The 23,734-nt window shown below is 44.1% G+C and carries 18 protein-coding genes; 7 read left to right on the forward strand and 11 right to left on the reverse strand.

The window, feature by feature from the left end; all coding sequences use genetic code 11:
* Window positions 1–9 precede the first annotated feature (9 nt).
* From R8806_RS12970 to R8806_RS12995, 6 genes are all read right to left on the reverse strand, one after another.
* On the reverse strand, window positions 10–633 hold the full coding sequence (locus tag R8806_RS12970) for a hypothetical protein (protein ID WP_124318038.1): 624 nt from the start codon (window positions 631–633) through the stop codon (window positions 10–12).
* Entirely contained in the window at window positions 621–2,213 is a 1,593-nt protein-coding gene (locus R8806_RS12975; RefSeq protein WP_124318039.1) for a RagB/SusD family nutrient uptake outer membrane protein, read from the reverse strand. Before R8806_RS12975 ends, R8806_RS12970 begins: the two co-directional genes overlap by 13 nt.
* 11 nt (window positions 2,214–2,224) lie before the next feature.
* A complete protein-coding gene (locus R8806_RS12980; RefSeq protein ID WP_229783004.1) occupies window positions 2,225–5,698 on the reverse strand; it encodes a SusC/RagA family TonB-linked outer membrane protein in 3,474 nt (1,157 codons plus the stop codon).
* 160 nt (window positions 5,699–5,858) lie between these two features.
* Entirely contained in the window at window positions 5,859–7,016 is a 1,158-nt protein-coding gene (locus R8806_RS12985) for a FecR family protein (protein WP_124318149.1), read from the reverse strand.
* A gap of 30 nt (window positions 7,017–7,046) precedes the next feature.
* Entirely contained in the window at window positions 7,047–7,628 is a 582-nt protein-coding gene (locus tag R8806_RS12990; RefSeq protein WP_164720027.1) for an RNA polymerase sigma-70 factor, read from the reverse strand.
* A 59-nt stretch (window positions 7,629–7,687) separates the two neighbouring features.
* Complete coding sequence (locus tag R8806_RS12995) at window positions 7,688–10,264, reverse strand: RNA-binding domain-containing protein (protein ID WP_124317543.1); 2,577 nt, start codon at window positions 10,262–10,264, stop codon at window positions 7,688–7,690.
* 271 nt (window positions 10,265–10,535) lie between these two features.
* Here R8806_RS12995 and R8806_RS13000 point away from each other — a divergent pair, with 271 nt between their 5' ends.
* Window positions 10,536–10,973 (forward strand): N-acetyltransferase, encoded by a 438-nt coding sequence (locus R8806_RS13000; RefSeq protein WP_124317544.1) that lies wholly within the window; start codon window positions 10,536–10,538, stop codon window positions 10,971–10,973.
* Here the strand turns inward: R8806_RS13000 and R8806_RS13005 are convergent.
* On the reverse strand, window positions 10,970–12,865 hold the full coding sequence (locus tag R8806_RS13005; RefSeq protein WP_124317545.1) for a TlpA family protein disulfide reductase: 1,896 nt from the start codon (window positions 12,863–12,865) through the stop codon (window positions 10,970–10,972). The genes R8806_RS13000 and R8806_RS13005 overlap by 4 nt on opposite strands.
* A gap of 103 nt (window positions 12,866–12,968) precedes the next feature.
* Between R8806_RS13005 and rnhA the strand changes: the two genes are divergently transcribed.
* The 6 genes from rnhA to rnr all read left to right on the forward strand — a co-directional run bounded on the left by rnhA (window position 12,969) and on the right by rnr (window position 19,849).
* Window positions 12,969–13,457 (forward strand): ribonuclease HI, encoded by a 489-nt coding sequence (gene rnhA, locus R8806_RS13010; RefSeq protein ID WP_124317546.1) that lies wholly within the window; start codon window positions 12,969–12,971, stop codon window positions 13,455–13,457.
* A 108-nt stretch (window positions 13,458–13,565) separates the two neighbouring features.
* Window positions 13,566–14,534 carry an NAD-dependent epimerase/dehydratase family protein gene (locus R8806_RS13015; RefSeq protein ID WP_087419403.1) on the forward strand — a complete coding sequence of 323 codons (969 nt, stop codon included), beginning with the start codon at window positions 13,566–13,568 and terminating at the stop codon, window positions 14,532–14,534.
* A gap of 190 nt (window positions 14,535–14,724) precedes the next feature.
* Window positions 14,725–15,621 carry a helix-turn-helix domain-containing protein gene (locus R8806_RS13020; protein ID WP_124317547.1) on the forward strand — a complete coding sequence of 299 codons (897 nt, stop codon included), beginning with the start codon at window positions 14,725–14,727 and terminating at the stop codon, window positions 15,619–15,621.
* A 226-nt stretch (window positions 15,622–15,847) separates the two neighbouring features.
* Window positions 15,848–16,273, forward strand: coding sequence for a hypothetical protein (locus tag R8806_RS13025; protein WP_124318325.1), 426 nt, complete (start codon window positions 15,848–15,850; stop codon window positions 16,271–16,273).
* Window positions 16,270–17,106 carry an IS3 family transposase gene (locus tag R8806_RS13030; RefSeq protein WP_164720063.1) on the forward strand — a complete coding sequence of 279 codons (837 nt, stop codon included), beginning with the start codon at window positions 16,270–16,272 and terminating at the stop codon, window positions 17,104–17,106. The genes R8806_RS13025 and R8806_RS13030 overlap by 4 nt, the downstream gene beginning before the upstream one ends.
* 454 nt (window positions 17,107–17,560) lie before the next feature.
* Window positions 17,561–19,849 (forward strand): ribonuclease R, encoded by a 2,289-nt coding sequence (rnr, locus tag R8806_RS13035; protein WP_124318295.1) that lies wholly within the window; start codon window positions 17,561–17,563, stop codon window positions 19,847–19,849.
* Window positions 19,850–19,921: 72 nt separating this feature from the next.
* On the opposite strand, the gene R8806_RS13040 is transcribed toward rnr, so the two are convergent.
* The 4 genes from R8806_RS13040 to R8806_RS13055 are packed head-to-tail and all read right to left on the reverse strand — an operon-like array spanning window position 19,922 to window position 23,711.
* Window positions 19,922–20,620: a hypothetical protein gene (locus tag R8806_RS13040; protein ID WP_124318483.1), complete on the reverse strand. Its 699-nt coding sequence runs from the start codon at window positions 20,618–20,620 to the stop codon at window positions 19,922–19,924.
* Window positions 20,621–20,623: 3 nt separating this feature from the next.
* Entirely contained in the window at window positions 20,624–21,340 is a 717-nt protein-coding gene (locus R8806_RS13045; protein ID WP_151411708.1) for a hypothetical protein, read from the reverse strand.
* Window positions 21,341–21,375: 35 nt separating this feature from the next.
* The gene (locus R8806_RS13050) at window positions 21,376–22,623 is read right to left on the reverse strand and encodes an amidohydrolase family protein (RefSeq protein ID WP_124317703.1); all 1,248 of its coding nucleotides are present in this window, start codon (window positions 22,621–22,623) and stop codon (window positions 21,376–21,378) included.
* Window positions 22,620–23,711, reverse strand: a complete 1,092-nt coding sequence (locus R8806_RS13055) for a peroxiredoxin family protein (RefSeq protein ID WP_124317704.1) — start codon at window positions 23,709–23,711, stop codon at window positions 22,620–22,622. Before R8806_RS13055 ends, R8806_RS13050 begins: the two co-directional genes overlap by 4 nt.
* Window positions 23,712–23,734 lie beyond the last annotated feature (23 nt).

A 23,734-nucleotide genomic window follows, 5' to 3' on the forward strand; every position in this document is an offset into this window, starting at 1 on the left:
TTTTCTTTTTTAAATTTTATTCAAATCACAAGCATATCCCATGGCTTGCACCACCCCGTTATTCGTTTGAATATCCGTTGACAAAACCCGGAAACTGGCTGATCCGGAAGATGTTCTGATATACAAAGAAACTTCTCCCGCATCTTCTATCTCCATGTAAGGCTCTTGATGAGTCCATATAAATATCGCCCCTCTTAACGCTTGAGCATCCATCCCGTCCACTTTCTCTCCTGTACTGGCAATAATCTGGCCCCTGGGAACATCTTTGACCATCAATCGTTTCGGGACGATTAATTTGGATAAAATATTCTTACAATCTTCAACTGGAATATCTGTCACTTTTTTATATTCATTCTGTAACATATAATTCAAGATACTCAAGTTTGTCACGCCAAAAAATGTAATTTGCTCATGCTCTCCCTGCCCCTCGAATAACTCTTTTAAACCCGCATGTTCAATCATAATAATTGTAGAATCCCAATCATACGGCTGAGTATGAAGATATTCCCACATAGAACAATCATGAATCCCGTAAGACAATCCCCCATCATGATAATTCCATTTCGTACATGATCCTAAGGCCAACATCATAAATAGGATCACCCCTTTTAATATACATACTATTTTTGCCATTGCCAATAAGTATTTTGAGTCATCAATGTATTTTTTTCAAAAGCCCCGATTCCAACCGGTGCATAAAAAGCCCCGTTTATTATATCTTGCTCAGTAAGAGTCTGGAAATTACCCCTTAAATATTTTTTATGATATCTATTACGTACAATATCAAAATAAAATTGACCTTCACCGAAAAGCTCACGTCTCCGCTCGTTGAAAACCTCTTGCCTTAAACTTTCTTTATCTGTTAGTCCATCATAACCAGACAATTCCGCACGAGCACGAACCCGATCCAAATCATCCACAGCCGTCGTCAATCCAAGATTTGCCCGACATTCCGCTCTCAATAAAATCAAATCTGCCAATCGCCATACCACCCAATCACCGTCGGTAGCAATAACAGGCCGATCCTGCACGATTTGCGTGTTCTCTTGAATAATAACGTCTCTCCATTTGGCGATATGAGCACAAGGACTCTTCTCTCTTCTCACCACAACAAAATCTCCCGCTTCATCATCCCATTCCGTTACCGGATAAGTCAATTCCCCCAATTGGAACCAAAATTCTCTCCGACGGGCATCCTTCTCATCCGGATAAATATTCTCAACCGTTTCCACGTAAATTTTAGTATAGTCATCCCATAGATCTTCTGCAAGCGAGGTTATCGCGGACTCATCTGTTGTCGTATAGGGATAAGACATTAACATCTGTCCTGGAAATTCAGGCCTGAAATTCGTCTCATGTTGTCGGTCATTATCAATCGGATCATTATCAATACAAAAAATAGTCTCCACGCTATATCTCGCTTTTCCGAAAACATTCGCAATCAACCCATCTATACTTTCCAAATCATAGAAGCCGGCTTTACCTTCTATCACTTCTGAAGCGTAAAACTCAGCCTCTTTCCAATACTTCTCTTCCCGTGTTAAACCTCCCAACCAAGCATAAATATTTGCCAACAACGTATTTACGGTACCGAGACTAGCATATTGCTTGGAAGTAATTTGTTTCCCGTCAACATCTTTCAATTGCTCATGAACCGGAAGAGTCAATGCCAATTTAGCTTCTTTAATCGCCTCCTCCAATACTTTCAAGGCCGGTTGTTTCCCTTCCGGAGCAATTGACTCGGAACCTTTTGAAATCGGAACATCTCCCCAGATTTGAGCAAGACGGAAATAAGCTACCGCCTTACAGAAATGAGCTTGTCCCAACCAAAATTCTGCCCTTTCTTCAGATATATTTTCAAAACGGTATTCATTTTCAATCATCACGTTAGCTATATATATTGCATCATAGAAACCAGCCCAATTAACATCTAAAACCATACTCTCTTCCGGTAAATAAGTTTCCGGATCCAACGTCCAAAATCCCTGGTAAGTCCATTCTATATTATCAGCGTCCAAAGCATTATAAAAATAAGGTTGTTTCCCTATACAAATATTCTTCATGTAGGAAGCCATACTATTGTGTAACGCTTTAAGTTCCTCCTCATTCTTGAAATAATTGACAAACGTCACTGAATCTTCAGGTTCTACAGTCAACCAATCATTACATGAAAACAGGGGTATAAATAAAAAAAGTATTAATATCTTCTTCATGCGGTTATAATTTAAAAGTTTACAGACAATCCCACGGTAAACTTACGTGGTAACGGATAAGATCCCATATTATCCACCCCTTGAGTGGGATTAACTAACTCCGGATCCAAACCAGAATAATTTGTCAACAAGAACAAATTCTCTCCCGTAATAAACACTCTGGCTCCCGAAATTTTTAACTTGTTAAGAACCCGTTCGCCCACATTGTATCCTAACGTCAGTTGTTTCAACCGTAGGAAACTTACATTCTCGATATCACAATCATAACGGCCACTTGTTTGATTTTGTAAATAAACATACATCTGGGATTTCGGATAATCAGCCTTCGAACCGGCCCCTGTCCATATATTCACATCGTTAACATCCACGAACAACGGTTTCGCATCCCCGTTTACCGTCAAACTCATATCATCATAAATTTTCACAATATGCCGCCCAAGTGAATAATTAAAGAATATATTCAAATCAAAATTCTTCCAACGAAGTTGATTGATAAATCCACCATGAGCCAAGGGAAGCGGACTCTTTGCAAAATAAACATCATCATTTTCTGAAATCTTTCCATCACCATTCAAATCGATAATCTTCCGGCTTCCCGGGAGAAAAATACCGGTCGTATTCCCGGAATAAAGAGGTTGCACCTCTCTATTGGCCAAATAATAAACTGGAACATCCTTCAAGGAATCATAGAAACCATCTGTTTTAAAAACCCTTATCTGATGCAGGGGCTTTCCAATCACCTGTTCCTCAAAATCAAAACCATCGGCACTCTTCTCAAAACGATTCCAGTTACGAGAAGCATTAAATTTCATTTTCCATTTTACCGACGTGTGTCTCAAAATATCAGCCTCCAGCTCAAGTTCCAGTCCTTGATTAGAAATAGCCATTCCATTCTGCCACTGGAACAAGTGATAATAAATATCTCCAGGCAAAGAGATTCTGTTCAACTGTCCTTTAGTGTAACGATAATAATAATCCACGACAAGACGTAAACGATAATCTAAAAAACTCAAATCCAAGCCCAAATCATATTGATTTGTTTCCTCCCAACTTAATTTCTTATTAATGACACCACCGTTTACATCTGGAAACATTGCCGCATTGCCGTGAAATGTAACCGAAGTCGCAGTTAACAATCCTTGAGACAAATACCGTTGGCTAAATTTTTGCCCGGAAATACCCCAACTTGCCCGTATCTTACCGAAACTCAACCAATAAAATGGTTTCATAAATTCTTCATCCGAAAACGTCCATCCTAATGCTATTGAAGGGAATGTTGCCCAACGAACATCCTCTCCAAACACGGAAGAACCATCCCGACGGAGTGTCGCTTCAAATAAATATTTCTCCTTGTAATTATAAGTCAATCGACCAAAGTAACTATTCATACGTTCTTCAGAAAAACCAGAAGAATACTCAAAAGCTGACGCATAAGAGGGATTCTCCGCGGTTCCGGTATTATTCAAGCCATTGGCTCCACCCCAACCGGACCCCACATAATGAATTTTATCATTAGGTCCGTTTATACCTTTTCCTTTATTATTAAAAGATTGATCTTTTTGGAAAGATAGCCCCAACATAACATTGAAATTATGTTTATCCAAATAATTAAAAGTATAAGTCAACAAATTTTCATTCAAGATAGACAAATCTTTTGTTATTGTCCCTTCGGAAGTAGAGAAATGAGTATAAGAATCCAAGGCTCGCGGCTTAAAAGTATTCTGATTCTGTTGATTATAATCAATCCCGGCAGAAACCTTCAAATGCAAATTACGTATCAACTCATAATCTAATGACATATTATAACGCAGCGAATAACTATGATTTTTCTCTGAAATTTCATTATATTTTTGGATAATCAAATCCCCTATAACACCACCTCCTGGCAATAGAGTAGACGTATTTTTAGCATCGGAACTAATCCCCTCAAACTTACTTCCACCAACACCGGCAGAAGTTCCTCGACTACGGTCACTATACGTAAGGCTCAATTGTGTGTCCATACGCAAACGCTTTGTCGGATTGGCGGTCAAATTTGACAATACATTAAAACGCTTGAAATCAGTATTAATCGCAATTCCTTTTTCATCATAATAACCGGCTCCAACCATGTAACGCACACTCTCCGATCCCCCGGAAGCTTGCAAATTCGCATTAACCACCCCCGCATTCCTGTAATTTTGACGATACCAATGCGTTGAATTATTGTAAAAAGGATTCAAACTATCTTGTAACGCCACCGCATCTTGAGGTCCCGTTTTCCCCCAAAACCAATTATAAATAGGACCATTAGTTCCCTTATTCGCAAAAACTTCTTCATAAGATACCGGAACTTTCCATTCTCCTGACGCCGTCTTGTAAGGCGCAACAGTGTTACGCAAAGCATTCAAAAAAAACAATCTTTCGTACCGTCCTCCTGACTGTTCTGGAGCTTTCGGCAACCAAGACACGGAATAAGACACATTTGCATTGAACTGCGCTTTTCCCGCACGCCCTTTCTTTGTTGTAATAAGAATGACACCGTTACCCGCACGAGAACCATAAATAGCAGCAGAAGCCGCATCTTTCAAGACCTCAATAGACTCTATCATGGAAGGATCAAGATCAGATAAAGTATTCGCTCCCGTAACCGAAGAAGTAAATGCCTGCATCGGTACCCCGTCAATTACATACAAAGGAGTTCCATATTGACGGTCCGCACTCTCTCCCGCTACACCCAAGGAATTATAACCGCGAATAGCCACTAAAGAACCACCTCCTCCAGGAGAACCGGATATATTACTAACCTCTACTCCAGCCATATGCCCTTGTAACAAGTTTTCCAAGCTATGCGTCGGTAATTCTTTTAACTCTTCCCCTTTTACAGAAGATATAGCACTGATCACGGTACGCTTTTTCTGGGAACCATAAGCCACTACCTGAACTTCATCTAACCCGGAAACATCCTCCTCCATTTTCACGATCACCAATTTCCCCGCAGTATAAGCCACTCTTTTTGTTTTAAAACCGACAAAAGAAAATACCAAATGTCCTGCCCCTTTAGGTAGAGGTAAAACAAAATGTCCTGCCGTGTCCGTCGCTGTGCCGATTTGGGTACTATCCAAAAGCACCGTGACCCCCGGCATGGGAACATTATTGTTATCAACAACCTTCCCCTCTATGACATACACCTTTTTCTCATCATCCCTTGCGGCACGGATTATAACCACATTATCATCATAAGAAAAAGTCAATCCCAACGAAGGCAACCACTCTTCCAGCACTTGATTCAAAGGTTTATTTTGGACTTTCAAACTTACTAACCCCTTCTGCTGAATCATCTGATTATTGTACAAGAAATCACAACCTGCTTGCACACCAAGTTCTGTAAAAATTGTTTTTAAAGAGACATTTTCCATCTCCACGTTCACTACTGCCTGCTGAGAATAAACACTAGCTTGTACCGAAATAAAAAAAACAAACTGAAAAAGAAAATACAATTTCATAAAGATTAACATTTTCCGAATAAGAATGCCTCGCAAAGCCCTTATTCGAATTCGACTTTTTTGCATACTTTTGTTTTTAAGATTACACATGGTACAACAATCTTTTCACACATCCTTGTTGTACTTTATCTAAAGTTGGAAATTGGGGAATTTCCAACTTTTATTTCTTCCTTATCATAACATTTCTTCCATTTAATTCAAATTCAACCAAATTCATCTGTTCAAATTTTCGCAATAACCCTTCCACACGATCATATCGCCTTAAACGTCCCGTAAATTCCAATGACTTAACCTCGGCATTCACATAAAAGACATTCAAATCATACCATAAAGATAATGTCTCCATGATCTCCTCTAACGTCATCTGTTCAAACTTATAATACCCATCTTTCCACGATGTATATAACTTCGTGTCAACCGACCTCATTTTAAATTGACTATTTTTTTTGTCATAAACTACCTGTTTTCCTGGTACAACATCCACCTGCTCCTTCCCGTTCGTTATTTGAATCCGTCCCTGCTCTAAGGTAGTCTCTATTTTTTCATGCTCAGGATAAGAAGTCACGTTAAAAGAGGTACCCAATACCCGAATCCGAACATCTCCCGTTTGTACAAAAAACGGACGATGTTCATCTTTTGCGACCTCGAAATAAGCTTCCCCCTTCAATCCCACTTCTCGTTTATCTCCGGGAAATACCACTGGATAATAAATTTCCGAACTAGCATTCAGAAACACCTTCGTGCCGTCTGCCAACACTATACTATATTCCGACCCCCGGGGAATCACAAGAGTATCGTATCTCACCTCCGTTGATGCCACAGTATCATACGAATATTTTAACATGTAATCAAAATTAGTGATCTGGACACTATCTTCACGGATCATCATTCCCTGATATTTATCCAGTTCAATCATTTCACCCGTACTCAATTTCAGATGAACCTTAGAAACATTCATCTTTTGAACAAGATCAACAGGAATATCAAGATCCTCTGGCTTCAATCCCGACCTTCCAAATATCAATACGCATCCTACTAATAAAACGGCAACAACAGCAACCCCGGAGTAATACCATCTAATTCTCCGCATTCTCTGCCGACGCTGCACCTCCTTTTCCATCCGTTCGAGAACAAACTCTTTCCGGCAAACCGCCTTTTCCCTCATCAAGCGGGAACTCCGAAACATCCCTTGTAGGAGCTCGATATCCTTTTCTCCCGCGTGTTCCCGCAACCATCTTTTAACTTCCTGTCGCTCTTCTTCCAACACACATTCTCCCGCCAAATAAGCAGCTATTATTTCATGAATTTTATCACTCATTATTAGTCATTTTTCCTTAAAGGAACCTAACTATTCATTTTGGGTGACAGCAGAAAACAATTTTTTGAAAAATAATACTAGAATCAATGCATCATCCGCTCCGAGTGCTCGTCGTAGAAATTGAAAAGCCCTCCCCATCTGTGTCTTAACAGTATTAATGCTGATACCTAAACAATCTGCAACCTCTTGGTATTTCATCCCTTCCATACAAACCATATGCAATACCCGCTTGCGTTCTTCCGGTAACGTTTCTATTGCAAGGTACAACTTTTCAATTAATTCCGAATTCTCATCAGAAACCTCACAATACAATTCATCGCGAATCTGTTCACTCTTACCCTCCCGCCGACGGGTATTTCGCAAATAATTCAAACATCCATGCTTTACCGCCGAGAAAAGATAATGTTCCAAACTTCCCCGTAACAAAGAAAAACGACGATTCTCCCAAAAATCGACAAAACACTCCTGAACAATATCTGCAGCTTCTTCCGCCTCGCCAATAAACTGTGTAGCAAATAGAACTAAAGAATCATAAAATGAATCATATAATAGACGAAAACCTTTCCGCTCGTCATTTTTAAATTGCAACAATATCCTCTCCGAGTTTTTCATTCTATATTTAATCCTCATTTTACGGGCTAAAAATAATAAAAACTCTTATATATTCCATATCAATTTTCCGAATGATACTCCACCTCCCCATCAAAACGTGGAATCACGAGAACCTCCACCACTTTGTCTCCAAACTGCTTTCTTTCAATACTGATCGTCCGATCCACCTCCTCCCCGAAAGCCTCCTTGATCCTTTGGTGAAGAAACAGCTCATACTTGTCCAAATTGCAACACAAATAATCCAAATCCGCTTGAATCCCCACAGGTACCCCCTTATCACTCATCCCGATATACACGGCTCCTCCCTGATTGTTCAAGAAACGGCACATATCCTGCATGATAGAGTCCAATTGGGCCTCCACATCCACGTGCTTCGCCCCCACCGGATAGACCAACGAATTCTTAAACGTCCTCTTTTCTTCCATATTCCCGGACACGAGATCTTCTTCACCTTTTCCCTTCAACGACAGCAATTCCAATAACTCATCCTCCCTCCAACGGGATTCTTCCGTAAGATTTCCCTGCCCCTCTTTTGCCAATATAGATTCGGCCACTTTAGCCACGTAATCATCCTTCGAATGAGAAAGACGTTCCAAATCCCCCGCGAAAGAACGGTCCCCGTAGGACGCCAGCATCCGGATCACCGCCCACAAAGGCTCCAATGCCGGGTAAGCCCGGAAGTCTTTCTCCAACACGCCCAGATCCAATGTTTCCAAACGCCCCTCTATAAATTCATACTTCACGATCAAATGATTGATCAGGCAATCATAATACCCTTTCAAACGATAATCACCCAACACGTGAGCCAACAAGCGAATAAAATAAAGTAAATTCAGATTCTCCAAACAGACCTCTTGCGTCAGGTAAAGCTGCAACAGTCGGATCAACTCCTTCACGTACTTACCCGAAACCCCGATAGAACGCTCGATCTTGCCCGTGTTAAACTTTCCCTGCCCGTCCCCGTTTTTATATTTCTTGCACTCTTCTATATAACTGTAAACCAGATTGGCCACTGCCTCATGCCGGTCAAACCGTTCCTTCGTCGCTTCCAAAATCTTTCCCTTGATTCTTCCTACCGGGGGGACATCCGTGATTTCCAAAAGATAGTACCCCCCCCTTTCCTCGCTTACCCCCTCTGCCAGAGGAGTAGAAACCAAGAAACCACTTTCAGACAGCCATGTCACGAAACCATTCTTCTCGCTCAAGAGTAAGGCGTTACACTGATCACCAACCCGCAAATGCTCCACGGCCACCTGATTCAGTTCCTCCCAGATCGAGAACTGCAAGCGGTCATCCTCCGACTCCACCACCGTCGCCGTCATAATATCCCCGGGATGAAGAATATCTTTCAAACTATCCAGCCTTGCCCGTGTCACTTGACTGACATGCAGAATACCCTGCCCGTCGTACTGCGGGTCCACGATCGCGACGAAAGCCAGCGTGGGTTTAAAATTATGCACCAGCTTCACCCGTATATTCACGACAGCCCCCACGGGCGGCCGCTTTTTATGAATCACGCTCTTTCTCAATTCATCCGAAAAGTCAGCGAGGATACCTCTCCACGCTTGAGTCGTTCCCACCAACCCTTCCTCGAAACTCAACTTTTTCTTACTGTACCCGAGTTTCAGAGCAACACCGTCAATCTCCATCAGCGTGTCAAACTTTAATGAAACCGGGGCAGCAAGCGTGATCGCTTTCGTTTCCACCAATAACTGCCCGTGTCCCTCGTACAGACGCCCCTGACAATTTCTAATCGCATCAACCGTCTTTTCTGCAATAGATTCCATCAGGACGGGAATAGAGAACTTTAACAAATCCTCCCACGTGAACACGGCATTCTTCTGGTTAAATAACAAAGAATTAAACGCGTTCTTCCGAATCACCTCATCTTCCTTATCCCGTAACACATACAAGTACCTGAAAAACATGGAACGCAAGCTTGCCAGCTCTTCCTGCACGGGATCCCCCAACAAGATCCGGGCCCCCAGAATCCAAACAGCCTCCTGAATCTGATCCCGGGTATATCCCTCAAAACACAGCGTATCATCCTGTTCTCTCACAAGAGCTACCCGTTCGTTAAAACGTTCCATCACCCTTGGATTAGGTTTATTCAACGTGTTATACACCAGTAAAACGAGTCCCCGTGCCGGCAATAAATGCAACCTCGGACTAAACCGAACGATCGTCAGTAGCGTTATCCACACGAGCGATTTCTTGTACAGGTAACCCGACACCATCAATTTCTCCAACTTCGAAGTAATATACTCCCCTTCTTCCCCAGCATCAATCAGCCGGACCGCCTCCCTACTGGCAATAGCCTCATCCAGATAACGTTCCACCTGCATTCGGGCATCATTCAGCTTGACCCCCTCAAAACATTTCAAATAATCGGATCCCTCAAGCATCCATTCCAGTATACGAATAAAAATATCATTCAGAAGATCATAATCCTCCAAGATCATTTCCTCTCCCCCCAACTCCGCACGAACAACACCCAAGAAAGAAAATATCCACTCCGGCCCTTGTTTTCCAACAACCGTGAAATCATAATCGCAAATATACTCGTCAAGAATGCCTGCCTCTTCTTTCGTGAGAGGAAGTTCCTCGAACAAATGTTCAGGAGATACAAAATCCATTATTCTTATTTTTATTTAATGCAAAAAATATTCAAACATACACTTTTTGGTAAAGCGCCGCACCTCATGACAAAAAATCAATGTCTCCACTCCTCCTCAATGAATCGCAACCATGCAAAAGTAACAACTTTTTTCTGAAAATCAGCACTTCAAGCTATTACAATTTTATCCCCCTCTTTTCCAACATTTATTCCTCTCCATTAAAAAACACTTTCAATCTCGCCTATTTTTTATTACATTCGCTCACATAAACGCAAAAATATACAAGACCATGATCCGCCACTTTCAACAACAAGACGAGGCCGCCGTTATCCAGATATGGCTGGAAGCATCCGCCATTGCCCACTCCTTCATTCCCCGTTCCTACTGGGAAAGCAAGATCCCGGATATGCGTAACAAGTACCTGCCACAAAGCCAAACCCTCATCCACGAAGACGAACACACGAACGAGGTCACGGGATTCATCTCACTGATCAACAACTACATCGCCGCTCTCTTCGTCCCTCCCGACCGGCAAGGACAAGGAATCGGGCAAACCCTCATGGCACATGTTAAACAACAACACCCCGAACTGGAATTAAACGTTTACGCGGAAAACACGCAAGCCTTGGCATTCTACAAACGCCAAGGCTTCACGGTCACACGTGAACAAACCGACGAACAAACCGGTCGGCAAGAGTTCACGATGAAATATCAACGGGGCGCTTAAAGCATCCCCGACAATTCCTGTTCCAACATCCCCGATCCCCTCAAATCATTTCTCAACCGGGCATTCCCGTCCCGGTCAACAATAACATACGAGGGAATCCCGTCCACACCGAAATAATCACATATATAATCCCATTGTTTACGATTCAAACGATAATGCTCCCCCTCGATTCCTGCCACCATCTCCAACCATTTGGATTCCGGGGAAGATTCGTTCGTGATATACACGAAAACGACATCCTTATCCTTGAACTTATTCTTCCGGGGTTCAAAAGCGGCAATCGCCCCCCGGCAAGGTCCGCACCACGTAGCCCACAAGTCCACCATCACCACTTTCCCCTTATAGCGGGCCATAATCGCATCGAATAGCTTTTTATCAGACACCGACGGCACCTCCCGGATTCGTTTTTCCGCTTTCACCTTACTTTCCGCAACTTTAGCATCGATCTGCCGTTTCACCTGTTCAAAAGCCTTCGTATAGTAAGGATCGATAGTAGCTAGATTCCGTAGTTGCTCTTTTGTCAAGGGCTTCATATTCTCCAGTTGATCATAAATACCCTGCAATTTGAAATAATCGATCAAAAATCCTTCTTGACTCCCCAGTATCTTTTCCAACCGATTCAGCGACGGAATCCGGTAGCCAACAATATCAAAACAATACGGGAAATCACGAGCGTACAACATATCCAACCGATTCACATCCAAATCCTTCAACACCGCGAAATGCTTATCCGTGAACTCCGGGGCCTTGAAATCGATCTCCCGTTGATCCCACCCGATATGATTCGCCTCCCGGTAAGCCGTTTCCAAATTAGACTCCCCGGAACAAACCAGCCTCATCACAAAACCTTTCACCCCGATCTCCCGGTATTTCCGTACCCCATCCGGTAGCGCCTTGTCATTCGCCAAACGATCCATCTCGGTCCTGTAAAGCTTCATCACGTACGCAATATACTCGTCGGCATTCATCCCGTTGATATCCTCATAGAAAGAATACATGGAAAATCCATCCTCGTACTCATCCTGTAACGCGTAATTCAAGGGGATAAATCGACTTTCCCCGACCACGTAAGCCAAACGATGCGCCTTCATCCGGTCTTTCTGGTAGCGAGAAGCCCTTCGGGTTGCCTCTTCCAAATCGACATACACCTCCACGTCATCCCCCGGATCAAGCACGATCATCGTGTGGAAAAGCGTGTTACTCAAATGAACACACATCGTGGAATACTGATCAAATTCAAACGTACAACTGTGATCCTGATCTATCCTCTTCGACAACTCCTTCCCCGGGCTAAACATATCGCTCACGAAAAGCTCGACATCCCGCCCGTCCATCAAATCACGATAACCGCATAAACGCACCTTCACCCTCGTCTTCCCTGTCTTCAACTCAGCCGGTGGCAACGTGGTAGCTTCCTTCCAGTCCCGGGCAGACACGTCCGACGGGACAGCCACCGCGGCCACTTCAACATCAGGATTCAAATTCAATCCCCAGATATGCCAGCCCCCCAGATTCATCCGGCTCTCGATCACATCGATCGAATTCACCCCTCTCGGGAGTGGCGGGAAAAACAACTTGAACGAGAGCAACCCGGTATCACGCATCTCGAATTTCTCGCTCAACTTCAATCCTTCCGAGTTCAAGGCAAGATACTTTTGCCCGTTCGCCAAGATATAGATCCCGGAATCCACCCGGGCCCAGCCACCGGGAAATTGCTCGACATCGGCATAAATAATAGTAGCCGAGTCATTCAAAACAATACGGGAAATCTCAAGTGATGCAGAATTTTTAGCCTGAAAGGCCGGGTAATCAATCACCCGTTCCCTCGGTTGGCAAGCGACGAGAATGCCCACGAACAGGAACATCAAGACAGTTTGACTTAATTTTATCATATTTGCTATTTTATCAGGTCCACGCAAAGGCCTGTTGTTTCCTCGATATAAATATACAAATATTTTAACAAAATACTTACTTTTACACCGTAAAAACGAATATATGTCACATAATATCACGATATACACAGACGGAGCCGCCAGCGGCAACCCCGGACCGGGAGGCTACGGGGTCGTACTCATGGCCGGACCGCATCGTAAAGAACTGTCGGAAGGCTTTCGCCGGACCACGAACAACCGCATGGAATTGCTCGCCGTCATCATCGGGCTTGCCGCCCTGCGCTTCGAAGGAAGCAACGTGACCATCTACTCCGACTCGAAATACGTGGTCGATGCCGTTGAAAAAGGTTGGGTATTCGGTTGGGAAAAGACCGGATTCAAGAAAAAAAAGAACCCAGATCTCTGGCGACAATTCCTCGCCCTTTATCGCAAACACCGCGTGAAATTCATTTGGGTAAAAGGACACGCCAATATCCCGGAAAACGAACGCTGTGACCAGCTCGCCGTGGCCGCCTATAAAGCCCCGAACCTGCAAATCGATGAATATTATGAAGCAGAACAGAATTCTGACGAACAACTTTTTAGTGAATAGGCAAAAAAAATTGTCAATTGTTAGTCAAGGAGATTCTAAAATAACTATTTTCGCGTTACAATCTAAAACTAGAAAAAGTAACATCATTCATCACAAAAACTTATAGAGATGAAAAAAATATTAATCGTTGGTGCAGGGGGACAAATCGGTTCCGAACTGGTACCCCACTTGAGATCCATTTATGGAAACAACAATGTAGTGGCAGCTGATATTAGTGCTGAAAAATGTAAAGCATTGGCAGAAGCAGGTCCATTCGAGGAATTGAACGCTCTTGACGGGGAAGGTTTCAGTGCCATCGTGAAAAAATACAATATTGACACCATCTTCAACTTGGTTGCCCTGTTGTCAGCCACGGGAGAAAAGAACCCCAAACTCGCTTGGGACATCAATATTGGTGCTTTAACCAACTCTCTGTACATTGCCAAGGATAACAACTGTGCCGTGTTCACGCCGAGTTCTATCGGGGCTTTCGGGAACGATACCCCAAAAGACAAAACTCCCCAAGACACGCTGCAACGTTCCAACACCACGATTTACGGGGTTTGCAAGGTAACAGGCGAGCTTTTAAGCGACTACTACTTCAACCGTTTCGGTGTTGACACCCGTAGCGTGCGTTTCCCGGGATTGATTTCATACGTGACTCTCCCCGGTGGTGGAACCACGGATTATGCCGTAGAGATCTACTACGACGCCATACGCAAAGGTTCATTCACCTGTAACGTGAAAGAGGGAACCTACATGGACATGATGTACATGCCGGATGCCTTAAACGCGGTTGTACAATTAATGGAAGCTGATCCCAGCAAATTAAAACACCGGAACAGCTTCAACATCGCATCCATGAGCTTCGAACCCGAGCAAATCGCAGCCGAAATCCGCAAGCACCTCCCCGACTTCAAGATGGATTACCAGATTGATCCGGTGAAACAAGCCATCGCCAACAGCTGGCCAAACAGCATGGACGACACTTGCGCCCGCGAAGAATGGGGCTGGGCTCCGAAATTCGACCTTACCAGCATGACAAACGATATGTTGATCAAGGTGAAAGAAAAATTCGACAAAGGATTGATCAAATAAAGATACAACTTCAGAGCAAGAAAAGCAGCCTTTATCGGGCTGCTTTTTTTAATACCTTTTGACACACCCTCAAGCGGCCCGCCTGTACACGATTTACAGAAGTTTATACCCGAATTACGGAACTTCAAAGTACACCGATTATTTTTCCGACAAAATATCTTATTTTTGTGAATAGCTAATAACGAACAACATGGAAGAGATTCTGAAAATAAACAACGTGGACGACTATAACAAGCTCTACGGATTGGAAACCCGCCACCCGTTAGTCAGCATCGTCGATTTATCACAAGCCACTCGATGGCCCACTCAAGCGGTTTTTAATTACGGCATCTATGCTCTTTTCCTGAAAGACGTCAAATGCGGAGACATCCGCTACGGACGGCAATTCTATGACTATCAGGACGGCACCATCGTCAGTTTCGGCCCGGGACAGATCACCGGGATTGATATGGCACCCGGGGTTCGCCCCATTGCCCACGGACTACTGTTTCATCCCGACCTGATCCGGGGTACGGCACTCGGACAAGAAATTCGTAACTACACGTTTTTCTCCTACGAAGTAAATGAAGCCCTACATCTCTCGGAGGAGGAACGCCAGACCATCATGGATTGCCTGAATAAAATACAGGCAGAACTGGAACACGCCATCGATAAACACAGCCGACGGCTGATCACGGCGAACATTGGCGTGCTATTGGATTATTGTCTCCGCTTCTATGACCGACAATTCGTTACCCGTAACCAGCAAAACAACGACATCATCGTCCGGTTCGAACGCTTGCTGGATGAATATTTCGATGGCCCGATGCCACAACAAGAAGGCCTACCTTCAGTCAAATACTTCGCCGACAAGGTCTTTCTTTCCCCAAATTATTTCGGTGACATGATCCGCAAACAAACCGGAAAAACGGCCTCGGAATACATCCAGACCAAGGTCATCGAACGCGCCAAGGAAAACCTACTCTCCTCGGACAAAACGATGAGCGAAATCGCCTACGATCTAGGATTCCAATATCCCCAGCATTTAAGCCGGATGTTCAAACGGGTGGCCGGATGCACACCCAACGAGTTCCGAGCCCAAAATTGATCAAAAAAATGAGTATCCCGTAAATACAAAACGGGTACCCATCGGGTCGTTCTCCCCACGACAAACATTTTAAGTCCCTTATTTAATAATCATTACATCAAGTATAATAGATCACTTGATGATCACTTCCGGATAAAAAATTATAATCACACTATTAAAATTCTATTAAAACGCTATCTAATATTGTATTGTCCTGAAAAAAGTTTACAGTAAACTTAGTAAACCAATGTCAGAATTAAATTTTCCCCCTGTTCGTCGTCGTTATTACGCCGTGAAGACGAAATTATCAGCGGTACGAGATCGAATAATCAATGAAATGGGTTACGCGGAAGTTCTAGCCAAGTACGAGGTCAAACCCTCGACTTTTCACGTTTGGCTACACAAGTATAAATCTCGCGTTTTATCGGAAGAACAACACAAACGTTTATCTTCGCGTAATTACAAAATGTTATACCCGATGACCGATCAAGAACGCGCCGAGCTGGAGTCTTTACGTCAGGAAGTAGAGAAACAGAAAATACTAGTGGAAGCTTACGAGTTAATGCTAGAGTTAGCCAGGGAACGCCTGCATGTTGATGTAAAAAAAAACTACGAGGAGATGCTATTAGCGGGATTGTCGAGAGACAAAAAGAGCGGGGAGGTAAAGCCGTGACGGAACACCTTTGCAATTCCCTTGGCTACAGCAAGCAGGCTTATTACAAGAGCCTCCGTGCCGATCGTGGAGGCGAGGAACGCGAGCGTTACGTTCTTTCCATCGTCCAGGATATTCGCCGTGACATGCCTAACCTCGGGGTTAATAAATTGTGGAACATGCTGGGGTCTAACGGGCTTCCCGTCGGTCGGGATTGGCTTTATCGTTTACTTCACCTTCACGATTTAATGATAAAACAGAAGAAGTACCGGGTCATCACGACGGATTCCCGGGCGTGGCATCGCCAGTACCCGAACCTGGTGAAAGGGCTTCGAGTTACCCGCCCCAACCAGGTATGGGTCAGTGATATCACGTACCTGTCAACGAGTGCCGGTTTCGTGTATCTCTCGCTGGTAACCGACGCTTATTCCCGGCGGATCACGGGGTGGGAAGTTCACCCCACCCTGGACTCGTCCGGTCCCGTGAAGGCGTTGTGCCGGGCGTTGGCAACGCTACCTCCCAACTTTAGCGATAAGCTTGTTCATCACTCGGATCGGGGTGGGCAATACTGCTCCTCGCTGTACACCGGGATATTGAAAGAACACGGTATTCAAGTCAGCGTGACACAAGATGGCTCCCCTTACGATAACGGTATCGCCGAGAGAGTGAACGGGATTTTGAAACGGGAATGGTTAAACGATATGGTCTTGAGAGATATTGACCAGGCGAGAATGCAAGTGGAGAGAATCATCGGGATATACAACACCAGAAGACCACACATGGCTATCGGGTTGAAAGTTCCGGACCAGGCACACCGCGATAAAAAAGAGTTATTCGCCAGGGTCATGTATTGACGCCAAGTGTTATTGGCATCCCGGGAATTCCCGGGATGCCAATAAAAAAGTAAAACTATTACAGGAATTACAGTTTTTTGAAGTAAACTTGTAACAGAAAATAGAATTGAAAATGCTTTATACAATTTATTGAATGTCAAATCTAGTAAACCAATTTTAGGAAACTACACAGCTATTGCTCATGTATAATTCCACAAATCGTTATTAACAAGGGCATAAATAACCACTTAAAAATCATACAACTAACAATATCAAAAACGATTATTTGGAAGAAAGCTAAAATATTCTCCCCGACAAGCAATTCAAGTTGTCTAAATATCTCTCAGGAAAGAAAAATGGAGATTTTGAAACTTTATATATAAAAATACGAAAATAAAACAGTACATTAGTAACTTCATTTAAGAAGGACAGGCGTTCTTTTAGCGCCCACACCCGATATTTTACGATTTAGATTATGCCAAAGAAAGAGAAAAAAAGCAAGAGAGACATCGGTAAAAAAGAATTACACCGATTATTATACGATATATTTTCCGGTAACCCCGATCAAAACTTCAATTACAAGCAACTAGCCCAAAGACTAGGCATCAAGAACATGAATGCCAAGCAATTGATCATGACGGTTCTTTACGAGATGAAAAATGACAACATGCTCACGGAAGAATCGACCGGGGTATTTAAATTCAAGGTAAATACCATTTACGTTACCGGAATTATTGACCTGACGGCCAAAGGCACCGCCTACCTGATCTCGGATGATTGCAAGGAAGATGTTTTCATCCCCCAAGTCGGTCTGAACCACGCCTTAAACGGTGACAAGGTAAAAGTGTTGCTCTACGCCCGGAGTTCCAAAAGACGCCCCGAAGGGGAAGTAGTGGAAATCCTCGAACGCAAGAAAGAGACCTTCGTGGGCATCATACAATGCTCCAAACAATACGCCTTTCTCGTTCCCACGGGCAAACAGTTACCCTACGATATATTTATCCCCCTAGCCGACCTGAACGGGGCCAAAGACGGGGAAAAAGCCATCGTCAAGATTACCGAGTGGCCGGAGAACCAGAAAAACCCCGTGGGTAAAGTGCTGGAAGTTCTCGGAACACCGGGAGACAACGACACGGAAATGAATGCCATCATGGCAGAATACGAACTGCCCGTGCAATTCCCCGCTAACGTGGAAAAAGCAGCGAAGAGAATAAAGGATGCCATCCCGGCAGAGGAGATCAGGACCCGGAGAGACTTCCGGGAAATCACAACGTTCACGATCGACCCGAAAGACGCCAAGGACTTTGACGATGCCCTCTCGCTCCGGAAACTGAAAAACGGGAATTACGAGGTCGGCGTGCATATCGCGGATGTCAGTTTCTACGTGACCCCGGATTCGGTGCTGGACAAGGAAGCTTACTCCCGTGCAACATCCGTGTATCTCGTGGACCGCACGATCCCGATGTTACCGGAACACCTGTCCAACGGGTTGTGTTCGCTACGCCCCGACGAGGAAAAACTTTGTTTCTCGGCGGTTTTCGAGTTGAACGACAAAGCCGAGGTGGTGAAACAATGGTTCGGACGGACCGTCATCAAGTCAAACCGCCGTTTCACTTACGAGGAAGCGCAAGCCATGATCGAGGGCGGCGAGGGTGACTATAAAGAAGAGATATTAACCCTTAACGATCTGGCCCAGAAATTACGGGCCGCCCGTTTCCAGAACGGTGCCATCGCTTTCGACCGGATCGAGGTTCGTTTCGATATTGACGAAAACGGCAAACCCACGGGCGTGTATTTCAAACGCTCGAAAGAGGCCAACAAGCTGATCGAGGAATTTATGCTTCTCGCCAACAAAAAGGTCGCGGAAAGAATCGGAAAAGTCAAAGAAAATCAAAAAGCCAAAACGTTCGTGTATCGTATTCACGAACAACCGAACACCGAGAAACTGGAAGATTTCGGTCGCTTTATCGCCAAGTTCGGTTATCGCATCCGGACAGGCACTCCTCGCCAAATCTCGTCTTCCATGAATAAATTAATGGAAGACGTGCAGGACCGCCCGGAACAGAACATGATCGAAACACTGGCTATCCGCACGATGGCAAAAGCCGTCTACTCGACGGTGAACGTGGGACACTACGGACTGGCTTTCGACTACTATTCGCACTTCACGTCACCGATCCGTCGGTACCCGGACGTGATGACCCACCGCTTGCTGCAACGTTACCTTGACGGCGGACGTTCAGCCAATGCCGAGAAGTACGAGGAGATGTGTAAACATTGCTCCGACATGGAACAGATCGCCGCCAATGCAGAGAGAGCTTCTATCAAGTACAAGCAAGTCGAGTTCATGAGCGACAAACTGGGCGAGAATTTCATGGGAACGATCTCCGGCGTAACGCAATGGGGTTTCTACGTGGAACTGAATGACACCAAATGCGAAGGACTTGTTTCCATCAACGAGCTGGAAGGAGACTATTACGAGTTCGACGAAGAAAACTACTGCATCGTGGGGCGTCACCACCGGAAAGTGTACCAGCTAGGAGATCAGGTACTCGTGAAAGTAGCAAAAGCTAATCTGGTTGCCCGCCAACTGGATTTCGCTCTCGCAGGCAGTGAAAACACCACAACGGCCGCCCCGGCAAAAGTGGTTCCCCCTAAAGCCAGTGGCAGCCGCCAACGCCCGGAACGTAAACTCCGACGGGGAAGACGGGGAGATGCACCCACCAAACGGAAAAAAGAACAAAAGGGCAGAAAGAAAAAATAAAAGATACAGACATTATTTATTTAGAAAGAAGAAGTTCTCTACAAAACCATTTCGAGAGAACTTCTTTTTATGTTACCACCCGTAAATATCCTTCTCAGTGAAAGGAAAACTCAAAGAGAATCCATTGTGAAAATGTTCCAATATCTCTTCTCTCGTCAACGCTTTAGGATAGTGAATCGGCGGCATCCCTTTTTGTCCCAATTTATTGCCTATATATTTCAATATCTCGTATTCTTCTATTGTTGTGGAAGTTGCCTCCATAAGCCTCGAAACGAGCAACCCATTTGAAACCGGATTAAAACCCAACTTACGCCCCACGGTCACATTACCTTCATGTGAAAAAACTGCAATCTTTGTCTTATTCCTCGCAATAGAATCAATTCGCAGAATATATTCCGAATAAGCCCAAAGAAATTCTCCTTTCCGATTCTTAAACACGTAAGAACGAAGGGGGAATGACACGGGGTACAACGTATCTTGATGATTTAAGAAACGACAAGACTTACTCTCCCCCAGAGAATCCAGAACGTCACGACAGGGTAATAACACTAAAGATTTTAAACCCTCCCTATACTTCTTCCGCACATCCGGCGGAAGTTGAAATCCGTGTAAAGCAAAACACGAATCCAACACCCTCCGTACTTCCATTTCTGGAAAATCATAAACATAAGACGTGGGATTTAACATTTCTCCCTCTTGGCGTACATCTTCATAATAACAAGCACAGGAAATAAAAAGCAGAGAATAAAAAAATAAAATCGCTTTTCTCATGGTTCATTCCCCCTCCAAAGGATACCATTCCTCATTACTACAATAATAATCTTTTCTCAATGTATAATATCGACCGTTCAGCCGCAAACGCCGAATTACATATTTTCCCGTGGCAAGTCGATCATTCTCCCGCTCCCGCATATCCACGATGTAATCAAAAATGTTATCGGAAATTCTCAATTCCGGCGCACTAATATCTTTCCATTCATACCGGTTATTTCGGATGTACAAATATCTCTCAACACGCTCTTGAGCTTTTACAAAAGTGTAGGCATTAGCCGCGGCAACCGTTGGAATATTTAGATTTCCATTTATAAATAAAAAAGTCGAATCCTGATATTTCCCTCCCACGGGATAAAGTTGAGGATTCTTTTTAGGTTGTACAATAAATATTCCCAATTCTAAAAGAATATCATACCTCCCCGTAGCCAACCTTCTATTGTACTTTTCCCACAAGCGGACAATATGATTGAATATCTGCTCCGAAACTTTCAGTTCTGATCCACTTTTCACATCCCACACAAAACGAATAGCTTGTCCCTCTATCTGAAATCTCATGTGTTGTTGCACCCGTCTATAAGCCCGAATATACACTTCCCAATCCCGACCTAATACCTCTGGATCTCTTAGATCTCCCCTCAAATCCAAAAAGATAGAATCCTGATAATTCTCCTTAGCAACTTGTCCGTAAAGCTCTAGACCTATAAACGGGAAGATCATTATTAATATTATGCATCGACAATATAACATTCCGTCTATTCTATTACGTTACCGGTTTTGATTATCATCCGAATTTTCCGCAGCTCCTTAATATCATCATACGGGTTACCGGGGAGGACTAACAAATCAGCTTGTTTCCCGACTTCCACGGAACCCACTTTATCGGCAGCACCCAACACCTCTGCAGCTACTTTTGTCACCGTGAAAATCGCTTCCATGGGGTAAAAACCGCATTTCTCCACGTACAAGTCAAGTTCGTCGAAAATAAAAGGGAAGGGACGTTTTAAATCATTGATGTAATCAGTACCCGCACAGATTTTCACACCGATTTGGTTTGCCCTTTTGACAAAGCGAGCAGCCCAATCCATCTTGTTCTCCATGCACAGGAAAAGAGTGGGATCAAAAATAAGCCCTTTTGATTTCACGGTTTGTAGAAACCGTTCTACCGATATTTTATCATGATCAATCTTGTCGTAGAATTTCTCGTAATTCTCAAAGATATTCCCGCTCAACTCTTCCGAAACCCCTTCCCACTCCAACATATAAGCATGAGAGATCACCTGCACCCCGGCATCCGCCACATCCCACGGTTTAGCGGGGAAAAGCGTGGCATGTCCCCATACCTGTAACCCGTGTTCCTTGGCTTTCCGGACAATCGGTAACAATGTTTCCCTATCAAACCCGCCATAAATTTTCACTCCCGTGCATCCCCATTCTTTCGCGTCCTCCATCGCCTTATCCAAATCGGAATCCGGACGGATACACTGCATCCAAGGAGCGTAAGGTTCGGGCCAGCCTTCCACCATACTTTTCTCGCGGTCGTTTCCCTCAAAATAAGCCGGTCCGGCCATGAAGGCCGCGTAATAGATGTCCGGTCCCAAGTATTTCCCCTGTTGTACTCCCTCCTTCAATTCCCGCAACACACGGGCATCTCCCGCCGCATCCCGGATAGAGGTTACCCCGTGGCGTAAGAAATACTCCAAATGCTTCGCCCGATCCGCCTGTGATTCCTTCGGGTCATTTGCAATATGCACGTGTGCATCGATCAATCCCGGCATCACGTACATTCCCGTCAGATCTTTCACCTCTCCTGAAACGCCAGTCCCGGCACCTTTACCAACCGCTTGAATTATTCCCTCTTTTATCACGACATCCTGACCCTTACGGATGCTTCCTTCCACGACATCCACGACATTCACATTCTTCAGGATGATCGCCTTCTCCTGCGCATTTCCATGGAAACAACACAGGAGAGATATTATAACACAACCTATTAATCTCATGATCTCTTCTGTCTTATGATTTCATGTATCTCTTCAACCTCCGGATTCTTCAACAAGATATTCCCGTCCGGACCTATCAGATAAACCGTGGGAACTTGTTCCACCTTGTAAGCCTTCCGCACTTCACTCTGTTCAAAACCAGTCTCGTCAATCAACTGCACCCACGCTACCCGGTCTTCCTTCAATGCCTGTAACCAAGGAGCCTTTTTACTATCTAGAGAAACAGAAATCACTTCTAATCCCGCATCCCGTAATTCCGGATATTGTTGGTTCAATTCCTTGTTCTTTTTTCGACAAGGAGCGCACCAAGATGCCCAAAAATCCAAAAGCACGTGTTTCCCCCGGAAATCAGCCAATCGAATTTTCTGCCCTTTCACGTCCGGTAGTTCAAAATCCGGAGCCTGCCCGGTCAATTGTTTTGCTTTCAACTTATTGTAAGTATCAAAAATCCTCGTCTTCATCCCGCTATTCGGAATGCTATCTCCCAATGCTTCGATTGCTTGGGTAAAGAATTTAAAATCGACCTCACAATAAAAAAGGATTTCGTGTATCAGGTTTTGTGCAATTTCCGTTCCGGCAAATTCACGAATACCTTCTAACACAAGTTCATTCTTTCTCGTGAACTTTTGATCCAGCATTTCCGAACGGGCGGCTTTCTGATGAATGTCCGTGATGGTATCGTAACCCTGACACGCCTTCTCGTAATCCTGATTCAATTTATCGAGTTCTTTCAGGAATTCCACGTATCGATTTTGCAATGACGATTCTTCGGAAAGCAGGTAATACTTATCCCCGGACTCAACAAGCATATAATGCTTTTGCTCGATATATACCGGTATCCGAACATAATCTTTCGGGAAATTAACAAACACAAGCTTACCCGGTGCAATATTACCCGAAAGATGAAAAGTCCCGTCTTTCTGAATCGAAGCAACCATCAAGCGTTCTCCTCGTCGGGCATCAGGAAGCGTGACTTCCACGCTATCACTTTTCCATTGCTTTTCAACTTCTCCCGCAATCTGGACTGTAGTTTGCTTACAGCCGAACAGAACAAGTAAAAATAACCCGACAATAATTATTTTCTTCATGCTATTTTCATTATATGATTATC

The organism is Butyricimonas faecihominis, from assembly GCF_033096445.1.
Lineage (GTDB): Bacteria > Bacteroidota > Bacteroidia > Bacteroidales > Marinifilaceae > Butyricimonas > Butyricimonas faecihominis.